Source organism: Bradyrhizobium genosp. A (genome assembly GCF_049949275.1).
Taxonomy (GTDB): domain Bacteria; phylum Pseudomonadota; class Alphaproteobacteria; order Rhizobiales; family Xanthobacteraceae; genus Bradyrhizobium.
In genome coordinates this window covers 5,974,637-5,988,476 of the sequence record NZ_CP188196.1, presented here as the reverse complement: position 1 = coordinate 5,988,476, position 13,840 = coordinate 5,974,637, and the positions used below count along the sequence as shown (strand labels likewise).

Annotated in this window: 12 protein-coding genes; 7 read left to right on the top strand and 5 right to left on the bottom strand. The window is 63.3% G+C overall.

Going from position 1 to position 13,840, the window contains the following annotated elements; all coding sequences use genetic code 11:
- The first annotated feature begins 17 nt into the window (after positions 1–17).
- The 3 genes from ACP2YP_RS28005 to ACP2YP_RS27995 all read left to right on the top strand — a co-directional run bounded on the left by ACP2YP_RS28005 (position 18) and on the right by ACP2YP_RS27995 (position 4,606).
- Positions 18–854, top strand: coding sequence for an enoyl-CoA hydratase family protein (locus ACP2YP_RS28005; protein WP_426419484.1), 837 nt, complete (start codon positions 18–20; stop codon positions 852–854).
- 97 nt (positions 855–951) lie between these two features.
- Positions 952–3,303 carry a bifunctional salicylyl-CoA 5-hydroxylase/oxidoreductase gene (locus ACP2YP_RS28000; RefSeq protein WP_426419483.1) on the top strand — a complete coding sequence of 784 codons (2,352 nt, stop codon included), beginning with the start codon at positions 952–954 and terminating at the stop codon, positions 3,301–3,303.
- Positions 3,304–3,355: 52 nt separating this feature from the next.
- A complete protein-coding gene (locus tag ACP2YP_RS27995; protein ID WP_426419482.1) occupies positions 3,356–4,606 on the top strand; it encodes a flavin-dependent oxidoreductase in 1,251 nt (416 codons plus the stop codon).
- Positions 4,607–4,614: 8 nt separating this feature from the next.
- On the opposite strand, the gene ACP2YP_RS27990 is transcribed toward ACP2YP_RS27995, so the two are convergent.
- Positions 4,615–5,073: a cupin domain-containing protein gene (locus ACP2YP_RS27990; RefSeq protein WP_426419481.1), complete on the bottom strand. Its 459-nt coding sequence runs from the start codon at positions 5,071–5,073 to the stop codon at positions 4,615–4,617.
- A gap of 30 nt (positions 5,074–5,103) precedes the next feature.
- Positions 5,104–6,279, bottom strand: a complete 1,176-nt coding sequence (locus ACP2YP_RS27985; protein WP_426419480.1) for an ABC transporter substrate-binding protein — start codon at positions 6,277–6,279, stop codon at positions 5,104–5,106.
- Between the two features lie 252 nt (positions 6,280–6,531).
- On the opposite strand from ACP2YP_RS27985, the gene ACP2YP_RS27980 reads away from it, so the two are divergent.
- The 3 genes from ACP2YP_RS27980 (at position 6,532) to ACP2YP_RS27970 (ending at position 9,371) form a co-directional block, all read left to right on the top strand.
- Complete coding sequence (locus ACP2YP_RS27980; protein ID WP_426419479.1) at positions 6,532–7,050, top strand: MarR family winged helix-turn-helix transcriptional regulator; 519 nt, start codon at positions 6,532–6,534, stop codon at positions 7,048–7,050.
- A 149-nt stretch (positions 7,051–7,199) separates the two neighbouring features.
- Positions 7,200–8,891: a benzoate-CoA ligase family protein gene (locus tag ACP2YP_RS27975; protein ID WP_426419478.1), complete on the top strand. Its 1,692-nt coding sequence runs from the start codon at positions 7,200–7,202 to the stop codon at positions 8,889–8,891.
- A gap of 21 nt (positions 8,892–8,912) precedes the next feature.
- Positions 8,913–9,371, top strand: a complete 459-nt coding sequence (locus ACP2YP_RS27970; protein ID WP_426419477.1) for a RidA family protein — start codon at positions 8,913–8,915, stop codon at positions 9,369–9,371.
- Between the two features lie 21 nt (positions 9,372–9,392).
- Here the strand turns inward: ACP2YP_RS27970 and ACP2YP_RS27965 are convergent, their stop codons facing one another.
- The 3 genes from ACP2YP_RS27965 to ACP2YP_RS27955 all read right to left on the bottom strand — a co-directional run bounded on the left by ACP2YP_RS27965 (position 9,393) and on the right by ACP2YP_RS27955 (position 12,740).
- Positions 9,393–10,121 (bottom strand): CBS domain-containing protein, encoded by a 729-nt coding sequence (locus ACP2YP_RS27965; RefSeq protein ID WP_426419476.1) that lies wholly within the window; start codon positions 10,119–10,121, stop codon positions 9,393–9,395.
- Between the two features lie 96 nt (positions 10,122–10,217).
- A complete protein-coding gene (locus tag ACP2YP_RS27960) occupies positions 10,218–11,192 on the bottom strand; it encodes a CHAD domain-containing protein (RefSeq protein WP_426419475.1) in 975 nt (324 codons plus the stop codon).
- A 15-nt stretch (positions 11,193–11,207) separates the two neighbouring features.
- Positions 11,208–12,740 carry an AAA family ATPase gene (locus tag ACP2YP_RS27955; RefSeq protein ID WP_426419474.1) on the bottom strand — a complete coding sequence of 511 codons (1,533 nt, stop codon included), beginning with the start codon at positions 12,738–12,740 and terminating at the stop codon, positions 11,208–11,210.
- A 196-nt stretch (positions 12,741–12,936) separates the two neighbouring features.
- On the opposite strand from ACP2YP_RS27955, the gene ACP2YP_RS27950 reads away from it, so the two are divergent.
- On the top strand, positions 12,937–13,776 hold the full coding sequence (locus ACP2YP_RS27950) for a universal stress protein (protein ID WP_426419473.1): 840 nt from the start codon (positions 12,937–12,939) through the stop codon (positions 13,774–13,776).
- Positions 13,777–13,840 lie beyond the last annotated feature (64 nt).

The following is a 13,840-nucleotide window of genomic DNA, read 5'->3' as shown; positions in this document are numbered from 1 at the left end:
AAAGCTGAGGAGATCTCATGAGCAGACCAGCCAATCCTGTCACCGTGCCGCTCGTGGACTATTCGCCGCAACACTTCCTGCTGGCCGTGGTCGACGGCGTTGCTACCGTGACGCTTAATCGTCCCGAGCGAAAGAACCCGCTGACCTTCGAAAGCTACCGGGAGCTGACGGACTTCTTCCGGGCCTGCGCGTTCGATGACGCGGTCAAGTCCATCGTCGTCACCGGCGCCGGGGGCAATTTCTCGTCCGGAGGCGACGTGTTCGAAATCATCGGCCCGCTGGTGAAGATGGACACCAAGGGGCTGACGGCGTTTACCCGTATGACCGGCGATCTCGTCAAGGCGATGCGGGCCTGCCCGCAGCCGATCGTGGCCGCGGTCGAGGGCATCTGCGCCGGTGCCGGCGCGATCATCGCCATGGCGTCCGACATGCGGCTTGCCGCGAGCGGGGCCAAGGTGGCATTTCTGTTCAACAAGGTGGGTCTTGGCGGCTGCGATATGGGCGCCTGCGCGATCCTGCCGCGGATCATTGGCCAGTCCCGCGCCTCCGAGCTTCTGTACACCGGCCGGTTCATGACCGCGGAAGAGGGCGAGCGCTGGGGCTTCTTCAGCCGCATCGTCACGCCGGAGCAGGTGCTGCTCCAGGCGCAGCTGCTGGCCAAGCAGGTCGCGGAAGGACCCACCTTCGGCAACACCATGACCAAGCGGATGCTGGCGATGGAGTGGGCGATGTCGGTGGAGGAGGCGATCGAAGCGGAGGCCGTTGCCCAGGCCTTGTGCATGACGACGGCTGATTTCGAGCGCGCCTTCGAGGCTTTTGCCAACAAGGTCAAGCCGGTCTTCAGGGGCGACTGAGCGGCCTTTTCCTGCGGGAAGCGTGGAACGGGGACTTGCCAGAAATTATTTTAGGCTTAAAATAGTTTTCATGGCCGGGTGAATTGGCGAGGCTCCCATGAAAGTCGCGATCATCGGTGGTGGACCTGCGGGTCTCTACGCAGCGATCCTGCTCAAGAAGCAGCGCCCGAGCGCCGATATCACCGTCTATGAGCGCAACCGCGCCGACGACACCTTCGGCTTCGGCGTGGTGTTCTCGGACGCCACGCTGGACAATTTCGAAAAGCACGATCTTCCCAGCTACCGCCGCATCACCCAGGAGTTCGCCTACTGGGACGATATCGCAGTGCATTTTCGCGGCACGGTGCACCGGGTCGGCGGCAACGGCTTTTGCGGATGCTCGCGGCAAAAATTGTTGCTGATCCTGCAGGAGCGGGCGCGCGAGCTCGGCGTTAGCCTGCATTTCGAAGTGGATATCGACGATGAGTCGCGCTTTGCCGATGCCGATCTGATCCTGCTTGCCGATGGCGTCAACAGCCGTTTCCGCGAGAAATATGCCGAGCACTTCCAACCGGAAGTCGACCTTCGCACCAACAAGTTCGCCTGGATGGGCTCGACCAGGCCGCTCGACGCCTTCACCTTCATCTTTCAGGAGACGGAATGGGGACCCTTCATCGCCCACGCCTACCAATATGAAGCGGGGCACTCGACCTGGATTTTCGAGACCGATCCGCAGACGTTCGAACGTGCGGGCCTGACGGGACTGAACGAGACCGAGTCCGCCGCGCGGATGGCCGAGATCTTCGGCTGGTTTCTCGATGGGCACAAGCTGCTCACCAACCGGTCGATGTGGCGCAATTTCCCGATGATCCGCAGCAAGCGCTGGGTCAAGGACAACATGGTTCTGCTCGGCGATGCCAAGGCGAGCGCGCATTTCTCGATCGGCTCGGGCACCAAGCTCGCGATGGAAGACGCCATCGCGCTGGCCGAAGCGATGGCAAGGGCACCCGACATCAAAGCTGCACTGGATGTCTATGAGCACGGCCGCCGCGAAGAGGTCGAGAAGACCCAGCACGCCGCCGACGTCTCGCTGGTCTGGTTCGAGCACGTCGACCGCTTCTGGGATTTCGATCCCGTGCAATTCGCCTTCGGCGTGATGACGCGCTCGAAGGCCATCACCTACGACAATCTAAAACTCCGCGCGCCCGATTTCGTCGCCGAGGTCGAGAAGTCCTTCGCCAGGCAGGTGCGTAGCCATGGTTTCGACGTCAGCACCGACAAGCCGATGGTGCCGCTGTTCCAGCCATTCCGCTTACGCGAGATGGAGATCGCCAACCGCGCCGTGGTGTCGCCGATGTGCATGTATTCGGCGAAAGAGGGGGTGCCGACCGACTTTCACCTGGTGCATTACGGCTCGCGAGCCATCGGTGGCGCCGGCCTGATCTTCACCGAGATGACCTGCGTCAGCCGCGACGCCCGGATCACGCCCGGCTGCGCCGGATTGTGGAATGACGAGCAGGAGACTGCATGGCGGCGCATCGTTGATTTCGTCCATGGCAATTCGGCTGCAAAAATCTGCCTGCAACTCGGGCACGCCGGCCGCAAGGGCGCGACCAAGCTGATGTGGGACGGCATGGACCGTCCGCTGGAGGAGGGCGGCTGGGAGGTATTCTCGGCATCGCCGCTCCCCTATTTCCCCGACAGCCAGGTGCCGCGCGAGCTCGATCGCGCCGGCATGAACGCCGTGCGAGACTTTTTCGTTGCCGCGGCCGAGCGCGGCGAGCGCTGCGGCTTCGATATGCTCGAACTACACTGCGCCCACGGCTATCTGCTCGCGAGCTTCATCTCGCCGCTGACGAATAGCCGTACGGACGAATATGGCGGTTCGCTCGAAAACCGGCTGCGCTTCCCGCTCGAGATATTTGAGGCACTGCGGGCGGTGTGGCCGAAACACAAGCCGATGTCGGTGCGCATCTCAGCGACTGATTGGGCGGATGGCGGCATCACCGGCGATGATGCGGTGGCCATTGCGCGTGCTTTCGCCGAAGCCGGTGTCGATCTCGTCGACGTCTCGACGGGGCAGACGGTTCGCGATGCGCAGCCGGTCTATGGGCGCATGTTCCAGACGCCGTTCTCCGACCAGGTCCGCAACGAGGCGCGGGTGGCGACCATGTGCGTCGGCAACATCACGACCGCGGACCAGGCAAATACGATTTTGGCCGCCGGCCGGGCAGACCTCGTCGCGTTTGGGCGGCCGCATCTGGTCGACCCCTTCTTCACCATGAAGGCGGCGGCCTGGTACGGCGCAAACGACGCATTCTGTCCGCCGCAATATCTGCCCGGAAAGGACCAGATTTTCCGCAACAGCGTGCGCGATCGGCAGGATCTCGAGGAGCTGCGAATTAAGGCTAAGCCCAAGACCCGGGCCGAGCTCAAGGCGGAGGCGACAAAGCCGCTTGCGGCGGAGTGACCGCCCGTGCGACGTTAACTCAATTGCCTGTGTATTGAGTGGAGTAGGGGCGATGAAGGCGATTGTCGTCGGCGGCGGTATCGGTGGTCTCACCACGGCTTTGATGCTGCGGGCCCGCGGCATCGGGTGCGAGATTTTCGAGCAATCCGATACGATCCGCGAGCTCGGCGTCGGTATCAACACGCTGCCGCACGCCATGCGTGAGCTTGCCAGTCTTGGCCTGCTGCAGAAGCTCGACGACGTCGCGATCCGTACCGACCAGCTCTACTATCTCAACCGCCATGGCCAGGAGGTCTGGCGCGAAGCCCGCGGCGTCGACGCCGGCCACGACGTGCCGCAGTTCTCGATTCACCGAGGCCGTCTCCAGGGCGTCATCCATCGCGCCGTCGAGGAGCGGCTGGGAGCGGAGGCGATCCACACCGGCTGCCGGCTCGGCGCCTTCACGCAGGACGAGGGCGGCGTCACTGCGTACTTCTTCGATCGTGTTGGCTCGCATATCCATACCGCGCGCGGCGATATTTTGATCGGCGCGGACGGCATCCATTCGCGCGTGCGCGACACGCTGTTTCCGAACGAGGGACCGCCGTGCTGGAACGGCCTGATGCTGTGGCGCGGTGCACGCGACTGGCCGCTGTTCCTGACCGGCAAGTCGATGATCGTCGCCGGTGGCCTCAACGCCAAGGTGGTGATCTATCCGATCGCGGAGGGATCGAGCCCAGCGAGCCGCCTCACCAACTGGGCGGTGCTGGTGAAGGTCGGCGAGGGCAATGCGCCGCCGCCGCGGAAAGAAGACTGGTCGCGCCCGGGCCGGCGCGAGGAGTTGATGCCGCATGTCGCGCGCTTCTCGGTGCCCTATATCGACGTGAAGAGCCTGATCTCGGCGACGCCCGAATTCTACGAATATCCCACCTGCGACCGTGATCCCTTGCCCTATTGGTCGTCCGGGCGCGTCACCCTGCTCGGCGATGCTGCGCATCCGATGTATCCCGTTGGCTCCAATGGCGCTTCGCAGGCGATCCTCGACGCGCGCTGTCTTGCGGATGCGCTGGTGCGCGCCGAGCATCCGCGTCAGGCCTTGATGGAATACGAGAAGAAGCGCCTGCCGATGACGGCGGACATCGTCCGCTCCAACCGGCGCGGCGGCCCCGAGGGCGTCATCGACGCCGTCGAGCAGCTTGCGCCCGACGGGTTTGACAATGTCGACAACGTGCTGAGCTATTCCCAGCGCGAGGCGATCGTGCGCGGTTATGCCAGCAAGGCCGGATTCGCCGCGGTGCCGGGACTCGCGGCGGTGCGCGCCTAAAGCAGCTGTTAGCCGGCGCCGGGCGGCGGCGGCAGGAAGTGGATGTTGAACTCGGCGGCCATCGCCACCACGTCCTCCGGCTTCTGTTCCTTCATGTTGTGAAGGCCCCAGAACAGGTCGAACAGCTTTTTGGTCGGCGAGACCCAGAACAGAACTTTTGCGGTCTGTTCCGACTTGTTGAAGATGCCGTGCGGCACGCCCATGCCGAGACGGATCAGATCGCCGGGCGTTGCCTGCGCCTCCGAATTGCCGAGCACGAAGTCGAGCTTGCCCTCCAGCATGTAGAGATATTCGTCCTGGTCGGGATGAATGTGTGGCGGCACGAACGTGCCCGGCGGCAGCGTGGCGTGCCAAGAGAAGCTGTTCTCGGTGTTGCTCTTCGGCACATAGGTCTGGCCGAGGATGTTCCAGGAGATGCCCTGGATTCCTTCATTGGCCCGCGTGATGCCGGTGATTTCGCTCTTCATTGCAGTCCTCCCTGAACGCGACGCGCGGCCTTAGTTCGCCGCCTTGCAATCCTTGGCATAGCGGTCGCCGTAGTTCTCGAAAACCTTCTGGACGATCTCGGTCTGGAATTTGCCGTCCGGGCGCTTGGCGACCTTGGTCAGGTAAAAATCCTGGATCGGATAGCCGTTGGTGTTGAACTTGAACGACCCCCGCAGCGACGTGAAGTCCGCCTTCTTCAGCGCAGCCGCCACGGCCTCCTTGTTGGAGAGATCACCCTTCACGCCCTTGACCGCGCTGTCGATCAGCATCGCAGCGTCGTAGGCCTGGAAGGCGTACGTGCCGGGCACGCCATTATAGGCGGCCTCATAGGCGGCAACGAACTTCTTGTTCTGGGGATTGTCGAGATTGGGCGCCCAGTTCGCGCCGCCAAACATGCCAACGGCTGCATCCTGCTGCGCCGGCAAGGTGGATTCATCCACGGTGAAAGCCGATAGCACCGGAATGCTGTCGGCGAGACCGGCCTGCTTGTACTGCTTGACGAGGTTGACGCCAAGGCCGCCCGGCATGAACGTGAACAGCGCATCGGGCTTCTGCGACGAAATCTTGGAAAGCTCCGGCTGGAAGTCCAGCGTGTTGAGCGGCATATAAGACTCTTCGACGATCTCGCCCTTGTAGTCGAGCTTGAAGCCTGCGACCGAATCCTTGCCGGCCTGATAGTTCGGCACCATCAGATACATCCGCTTGTAGCCCCGATCCTGCGCGACCTTGCCGAGGATCTCGTGGACCTGATCGTTCTGATAAGACGTCACATAGAAGAACGGGTTGCAATCCTTGCCGGCAAAGGTCGACGGGCCGGCATTTGGGCTGATCAGGAAGGTCTTCGATTCCGTCACGGGCCGGTGGATCGCCTGGAGGATGTTGGAGAAGATCGGTCCGACTACGAAATCAACCTTGTCGCGCTCCAGAAGGCCCTTGACCTTGGTCACGGCGGCATCCGGCTTGAGTTCGTCGTCGACCACGACCACCTCGACATCGCGTCCGCCCATCTTGCCGCCGAGGTCCTTCACGCCGAGTGCAAAACCGTCGCGAACCTGCTGGCCAAGTGCTGCGGCGGGGCCAGACAGGGTCACGATAACGCCCAGCTTGATCTTCTCCTGAGCGAGGGCAGGGCTCATCGCGGTGCCGAGCAGCAACGCGGTCGCAGCCAAGGTCAGTTGTGTCTTCATAATCTATCCCCCGTGACATCAGGGCTTGCGTTGCAAGCCGCGTACTCCGATGCAAGCTTATGCCGATGACGGCGCCTGCGGCAAGCCAAGCTCAAGGCCTCACCGTCTTGCGGGCAGCGGTGCATGCAAGCGTCGCGCCAATTATTTGAAGCCTAAAGAAACTGGCGTGCGGTCGATTGTTGCAGCTTTGGGCTTGCGGCCGGCGTCGATTTATTTGAAGCTCAAAACGTTGGGGAATCCGTGCCGGCGCCAATGCCAGCCGTGAGTGACTGCATCGAGATGCTCGATTCCGAGACCAAGGCCGTCGAAACGCCGGAGGACCATGCCGAAGAGCTTCGGCTGTGGCTGCGCCTGCTCACCTGCACGACCCTGATCGAGGGAGAAGTCCGCGGCCGGCTGCGGCAGCGCTTCGATGTCACGCTGCCCCGTTTCGATCTGATGGCGCAGCTCGACAAGGCGCCCGACGGCATGACACTGTCAGATGTCTCCAAGCGCATGATGGTGTCTAACGGCAATGTCACCGGCCTCGTTGAGCGCCTGGTGGAATCCGGCCATCTCGACCGCCGCACCTCGGAGACTGACCGCCGCGTCCAGGTCATCCGCCTTACGAAACTCGGCCGGGCCGAGTTTCGCAGGATGGCTGCGGAACACGAGACCTGGATCGCCGACCTCTTCGCCGACCTCACGCCAAAGGACGTGCGCGAGCTGATGCGGTTGCTGGCCAAGACCAAGGTGTCGGCGCAGAAATCGGCCGGGCGTCGCCGGCTCTAGGCGCGGGCCGACGCGCCCTTCTCATCCCCCCTTGCCGCATGAAAATGCATGGGATGCCCAAAATCCACTATTGCGCCGAATTGTTTTAAGCCTAAAATGTTTCCCGAGTTAGTGCTGCCGGGTGCTTTCCATGCGCAAAGGAGCGTGCGATGGCCAACGCCGCCAAGGTTCAAGTCTCGGGCTCGCATGACGGCAACGCCGCGACCGCCCATGTCGATACGTTCGCGCGGCAGCATCTGCCGCCGCCTGAGTTCTGGCCGGAATTCATCTTCACGCGGCCGGAGCTGCTCTATCCGCCGCGTTTGAACTGCGTCAGCTATTTCCTCGACCGCTGGGTCGAGCAGGGGCATGGCGATGCGCCTTGCGTCATCAGTCCCGCCGTCAGCTACACCTATCGCGAGCTTCAAGCGTTGGTGAATCGTATCGCCAATGTGTTGGTCGGCAAGCTCGGTCTTGTCACCGGTGGCCGCGTGCTGCTGCGCTCCGCCAACAGTCCGATGATGGTCGCGACGTATCTTGCAGTGATCAAAGCCGGCGGCATTTGCGTGGCGACCATGCCGCTGCTGCGCGCCAAGGAGCTGTCCTATCCGATCCAGAAAGCGGAGATCACGCTCGCGCTCTGCGACGGAAAACTCTCCGATGAGATGGAGAAGGCGAAGCTGGCTGCGCCCGGTCTCAAGCACGTGGTCTATTGGGGCAATGGCGCGGTCGACTCGCTCGAGGCGTTGATCGCGGACGCGAGTCCGGAGTTCAGGGCCGTCGACACCGCCTCTGACGATATCTGCCTGATCGCCTTCACGTCGGGCACGACCGGCGATCCCAAGGGCACCATGCATTTCCACCGCGACATGCTGGCGGTGTGCGACGGCTACGCGCGTAACATCCTGCGGGCCGAGCAGAAAGACCGTTTCGTCGGCTCCGCGCCGCTGGCCTTCACCTTCGGTTTCGGCGGCGTGCTGTTCCCGATGCACATCGGCGCGTCCTTCGTCGTGCTGGAGAAGACGACGCCCGACGATATCCTCTCAGCAATCGAGCAGTACAAGACCACGGTCTGCTTCACGGCGCCGACCGCGTATCGCGCCATGATCGCCAAGCTTCCGGGCCGTGACATCTCCTCGCTGCGGAAGTGTGTCTCCGCAGGCGAGACGCTGCCCAAGTCGACATTCGATGCCTGGCTGAAGGCCACCGGCATCAAATTGATGGACGGGATTGGCTCGACTGAGCTGCTGCACATCTTCATCAGCGCGACCGAGGACGACATTCGTCCCGGTGCGACCGGCAAGCCCGTGCCCGGCTATGAGGCGAAGATCGTTGACGATGACGGCAACGATTTGCCGCCGGGCACGATGGGGAAGCTCGCGGTGCGCGGGCCGACCGGCTGCCGTTATCTCGCCGACGAGCGGCAGCGGAAGTATGTCCAGAACGGCTGGAACATCACCGGCGATACCTATCTGATGGATAGCGACGGCTACTTCTGGTACCAGTCGCGCTCTGACGACATGATCGTGTCATCCGGGTACAATATCGCGGGCACGGATGTCGAAGCAGCGCTGCTCACGCATCCGTCGGTTGCCGAGTGCGGCGTCGTCGGTGCGCCGGACGAGGCGCGCGGAATGATCGTGAAGGCCTATGTCATTGCCGCGCCGGGCGTGACGCCGGATGCAAAGCTTGCAGCCGAGTTGCAGGAGCATGTCAAACGTGAGATCGCGCCTTACAAATATCCACGCGCGATCGAGTTCGTGACGCAACTGCCGAAGACCGAGACCGGCAAACTGAAGCGCTTCGCCTTGCGGCAACTGGCGCAGGCGGCGGCGACGTCTTCGGGCGCCGCGGCAGAATGAGATGAGGATCAGGAATTGTCCGTGACGACGCCGAAAGGCCCACAACTTGCGGTGCTGCCGTCTGCTGCCGAGGCTGACACCAGCCCCAGGGTGCAGGTGCTCCAGCCCTCAGGCTGGCCGATGCCGAAGGGCTATGCCAACGGCATGGCTGCCGAAGGGCGCATCGTCGTCACTGGAGGCGTGATCGGCTGGGATGCCGAGGAGCATCTCGCGGTCGGCTTTGTCGCGCAGGTGCGCCAGACCCTGAGCAACATCGCGGAAATCCTTGGCGAGGCTGGCGCGCGGCCTGAGCACCTCGTGCGCCTGACCTGGTACGTCGTCGACATGGAGGAATACCTGACGAATCTGAAGGAGCTCGGCAGGATCTACCGCGCGGTCTTCGGTGCGCATTATCCCGCGATGGCGCTTGTCCAGGTCGTCCGCCTCGTCGAGAAGACGGCGCTGGTCGAGATCGAAGCCACCGCCGTTATTCCTCGCTGAACTGTGCTCAGCTTGCCTTGGTTAGCTTGCCTTGGCGAGATCGTCGTCCTCGGGCGAATTCAGATAGACGCCTGACATGGTGTCGACCCAGCACAGATGGTCGTGCACTTTCTTGACGCCCTCGACATTCTCCGCGGCGACGACCGCGGCCTGCCGCGCGCGGTCCTCGGTGATGACGCCGCTGAGGTGGACGATGCCGTCGCGGACGATGACGTTCAGCCCGAACGGACACCAGTCGTTCTTCTCCATCGCATCGATGATGCGCCCGCGGATGTGATCGTCGTCGGCGGTCGGATCCGGCACTTCGCGCGCGAGGCCGGCCACGGCTTGCAGCAGGTTGGCGCGTGACACGATACCGACGACGTTGTCGCCGCGAACCACCGGCAGCCGCTTCACGTTGTTCCGTTCCATGAGATCGACGATCTCGGCGAGCGCCGTGTCTTCGGTGATGGTCACAGGCGAGGCGGTCATGACCTCCGACACCCTGCGGCCGTGCTCATGGACGAAATCGCTGGCCGTCGTACCGGGGCCGAGGATGAACCGCAGCCAGCGGCCGCGCTTGCGCCCGGTGCCGATTTCGCTACGGCGGATGAAGTCGCCTTCCGAGACGACGCCGACCAGCTTGCCGTTGTCGTCGACGACGGTGAGGCCGCTGACGTGGCGCTTCAGCATGATGTTCGCGGCCTCGACGATGCTGGTGTCGGGCGTGATCGAGATAACCGAGCGGGTCATGACCTGGTGGGCGCGCATGGGGGCTCCGCAAGTTCACACAAAATATCGATGTGCAAAGCTTAGATCAGCGGCGGAGGCTTGGTTTGACTCAGGTCAAGCAGCGCTGGTGTCGAGCTAATCCTCCGGCTCCGAGTCCGGTGTCAAGTCGGAGGAGCGGATGGGCTTGGCCTTGTCCAGCTTGCGATAGGCCGTCGAAGCCGTTCGCAGCAGCTTCTTTTCTCGCTTGCGGTCGAGGAAGCGAATGCCGGCCTCTGGAGCGGCCTCGTTCAACGACGCGGCGAGCGCTTGACCGCGCGCATCGTCGTTCAACTGTCCGAGCGATTTTTGCGCCCTGCGCAATTGCTTGAGGATCGACTTCTGCTTCGTCAGCGACTTGTCGGCGAAGAGATCCTGCAGCGACTCGATCGAATAGGTCACTCGCTTGTTGAGAATCCGCAGCTTGTGCCGTTTCTCGACGTCGAGCTTGCGCAGTTTCCTGGCTTTTCTGAGCAGCGTATTTTCCCATTCGGCCAGTTGCGCCGTCGCATGGTCGGCAAGCGCGCAGCGGCGCAGCCGGATGGCTTCCTTGCTGCGCCTGGTTGACCAGGGGCCGCTCTCGATCCAGCTCGAGGTCTGCTCGACCAGGCGGCGATATCGTGCCGATTTCAGCGCGCGCGCCAGCAGGCGATGGCTTTCAGCCCGCTTCTCGTCCCAGCGCTGGAGCTCGGCGATCACGGCGAGCTCGTCGCCAACCTCAGCCACGACGCATTCGATGGCAACGTCGAGGTCCCGCACCAGGCCGAGCTGACTGTTCAGCCATTTCAACTCGGCCCAGACTTTGGGGCGGAGCGCATCGTCGACCATGGGAGAAAAGAAGCGAATGGCGGTCCGCAGACGGCTCAGCGCAACTCGGATCTGATGCAGCGCCTCCGGATCGCCACGACAGGTCCCGTCATGCTGGGCGAGGACGGCGGCGAGGTGACGGCGGGCGATGATCCGAAAGGCGGTGTCGCAGGCCATGCCGGGGCTCAGGCGCCCGGGCAGCATGTTACGGCTTGCCGCCGGCCTGACGCGGGCGGTCGCCGTCGAACTCGTGGTGGGTCGCGCCATCCTAGCCCGCGCCAATCAGATTACCTTACCTGCCTCAGCGATCGTGTCCTGGCAGCTCTGGAGCGTCTGCGCTTGTGTCCCGGATGCATCGATGGTCGTCCAACCGATATGGCCGATATTATAGTGCTCTTGCAACGCGGCAACCTCTTGCGTCGCATCGGATGCGTCGCCGCGGCGACCGCCGATTCGGGCCTGCCGGGTCGCCAGATCCGCCACCAGGAAGAGGCCGGTGAGAGGCACATTGCAATCCCGGGCCAGCGTGGCGAAGGCGTCTCGCTCGAAACCTCGGGCGAACACGCCGTCGACGATCGCCGAATGGCCGTGGGCCAGCACGCGCCGGGCGCGCTCGGCCAATGCCTCGTAAACCCGGGCCGCAAGCTCTGGCGTGTATGCGGATGGCGGCAGCCGGTCCGTGTCGGCGACACCGAGCATCTGTTTGCGAATGACGTCGCTGCGCAGCACGACGGCGCCCGGCTGCGGAGCGATGGTTGGCGCGAGCGCGCGTGCCAAAACCGTCTTCCCGGTGCCCGACAGTCCGCCTACCGCGATGAGGCGGGGGCCGGGAGGCTGTATCAACGCCCGGGCGAGCTCAAAATAGCGGCGTGCCTCGTCGAGAATGCTGGCATCGTCGGAATGCGGCGGCTTCAGCCGTGCGAGCGCTACCTGTGCGCGGATCGCTGCGCGAATGGACATGAACAGCGGCAGCGCGCCGAGCGCGTCGAGGTTTTCCAGCGGCGTCGCGGCAAGATACTGGTTCAGGACGGTGTTGGCTGCCAGCGGCTGAGCGTGGCGCAGCAGATCCATCAGGGTGAAGGCGAGGTCGTAGAGCACGTCGACAGTCGCCATCTGCGCGTCGAACTCGATGGCGTCGAACAGCACAGGCTGCTGTTCGATCAGCACGATATTCGCAAGATGCAGATCGCCGTGACAGCGGCGCACGAAGCCTTGGCGGCCGCGTTCTTCAAGCAAGTTGCGGGTGCGCAGGAACGCCGCGTGTGAGGCCTGCGCAAGCCGCTCGATCTCCGCGGCCGGCACATGATTGCCATTCCGCAGGCCAGAGCTGTTGCCGTCGATCAGGGCGGGGATGGAGCAAATCCATGCCTCATCGTCGGCGGGCGTTGCTGCTGCATGCGAAGCCGCGATCGCGTCGGCGATGGACGACGCAAAGTCCGCATCGAACTGTCCGGCCTTCGCCAGATGATCCAGCGTCCGGCTCTCGTCGAAACGTGACATGTCGACGGCATATTCGATCGGCCGGCCGTGGCCGGCGACCTTTACCGATCCGTCCGGCTCTTCCGTGATGGCAACGATGCGACGATAGATCTGGGGCGCGTGCGGCCGATTGATCCGGAGCTCCTCCTCGCAGGCCGCCTTGCGCTTGTCGAGGGTAGAATAGTCGAGAAATGGATATTTGACTGCCCGCTTGATCTTCAGCGCGCGCGTCCCGTCGAGGAAGACCGAAGCCGCGTGCGTGTCGATCCGCTTGACGCCGGCATGCGCGGTCAGTGCCGCGAAGATCCGTTCCTGGGTCGCAGAATTGTCTGTCATTCCTGCCGGCATATTGCAGATGGGGGCGCCAAGCGGTCCGGCCGTAAACCAGGGTAACCCTTAAGTCGAGACCGCGACCAGTCCTTGACTTCCGTCAAAGGCTGTCGTCGGCTGGTGACTTCGGAGTTTTCCCGGCTTGATGAGGATCAAGCATCCGGACCGAAGACGGCCTATTCTGGCCGGCAAGGAGAATCCGATGCCCATCAAGGACGTCTTTCTGCCGCTCGTTGGCGAGCCGCGTGCACCCACACTGGCCGCAATTGAAAAGTGCGTCGCCGTTGCCGCCGACCTCGGCGCCAGGATCACCGGCCTCGCGCTCGAGGACGATGTTTTCGTGCGGCCGAAGGTGGTATTTCCCGATGACCCGGAGGCCGCCGAACTCAGCGTTGTGCGCGAGGCCGGCGATATGCAGCAGCTCCTGAATGCATTCACCAATGCGGCCTCGCGTACCGGCATTCGGGCCCAAAGCCGATCGGGCAGGGTCCCGGCGGACCAGATCGCATCGACCCTGGCCGAGCATGCGCGCTTTAGCGACCTCACTTTGATCCCCGTGAAGCCGCACGACAGCCGAACCGAAAACATCGTTGAAACGTTCCTGTTCCAGTCCGGCCGGCCGCTGCTGCTCTGTCCGGAGCAGCATGTCGAGGCGCTGCGGCCGGAATTCGAGAATGTTATGATTGCCTGGGATCACTCGGCGCGGGCTGCGCGTGCGGTCGGCGACGCATTGCCGATCATTCAGGCCGCTACCTCAGTCCGCGTGGTGACTGTGGCGGACGACAAGACTGAAGCGATCGCGCAATCCGGCCTGAGTCTCGTTCACCACCTCCGGGAACACGGGGTTTATGCGTCTTTCGAAACCGTGAAAGGCAGCGGCAGCTCGATCGGCAAGGTGCTGGGCAGTTGCGCGCAATCCCATGCCATCGACGCCATCGTCATGGGCGCCTACCATCACTCACGCCTGAACGAGGTCGTCTGGGGCGGTGTGACCAAGACCGTCATCGGCCAGCCACCGTGCTGGGTGATGATGTCGCACTAGGGGCATTTCAACGCATATCCGGGTTAGCTTCGTAGCAGTCGGACCTGTCGCCCGAACGGACGAA

Excerpts from the sequence above, each read along its gene's own strand:
- ACP2YP_RS28005 (WP_426419484.1), top strand. The coding sequence starts at position 18 with ATGAGCAGACCAGCCAATCCTGTCACCGTGCCGCTCGTGGACTATTCG.
- ACP2YP_RS27995 (WP_426419482.1), top strand. The coding sequence starts at position 3,356 with ATGAAGGCGATTGTCGTCGGCGGCGGTATCGGTGGTCTCACCACGGCT.
- ACP2YP_RS27990 (WP_426419481.1), bottom strand. The coding sequence starts at position 5,073 with ATGAAGAGCGAAATCACCGGCATCACGCGGGCCAATGAAGGAATCCAG.
- ACP2YP_RS27980 (WP_426419479.1), top strand. The coding sequence starts at position 6,532 with ATGCCAGCCGTGAGTGACTGCATCGAGATGCTCGATTCCGAGACCAAG.
- ACP2YP_RS27960 (WP_426419475.1), bottom strand. The coding sequence starts at position 11,192 with ATGGCGCGACCCACCACGAGTTCGACGGCGACCGCCCGCGTCAGGCCG.
- ACP2YP_RS27985 (WP_426419480.1), bottom strand. The coding sequence starts at position 6,279 with ATGAAGACACAACTGACCTTGGCTGCGACCGCGTTGCTGCTCGGCACC.
- ACP2YP_RS27950 (WP_426419473.1), top strand. The coding sequence starts at position 12,937 with ATGCCCATCAAGGACGTCTTTCTGCCGCTCGTTGGCGAGCCGCGTGCA.
- ACP2YP_RS28000 (WP_426419483.1), top strand. The coding sequence starts at position 952 with ATGAAAGTCGCGATCATCGGTGGTGGACCTGCGGGTCTCTACGCAGCG.
- ACP2YP_RS27975 (WP_426419478.1), top strand. The coding sequence starts at position 7,200 with ATGGCCAACGCCGCCAAGGTTCAAGTCTCGGGCTCGCATGACGGCAAC.
- ACP2YP_RS27955 (WP_426419474.1), bottom strand. The coding sequence starts at position 12,740 with ATGACAGACAATTCTGCGACCCAGGAACGGATCTTCGCGGCACTGACC.
- ACP2YP_RS27965 (WP_426419476.1), bottom strand. The coding sequence starts at position 10,121 with ATGCGCGCCCACCAGGTCATGACCCGCTCGGTTATCTCGATCACGCCC.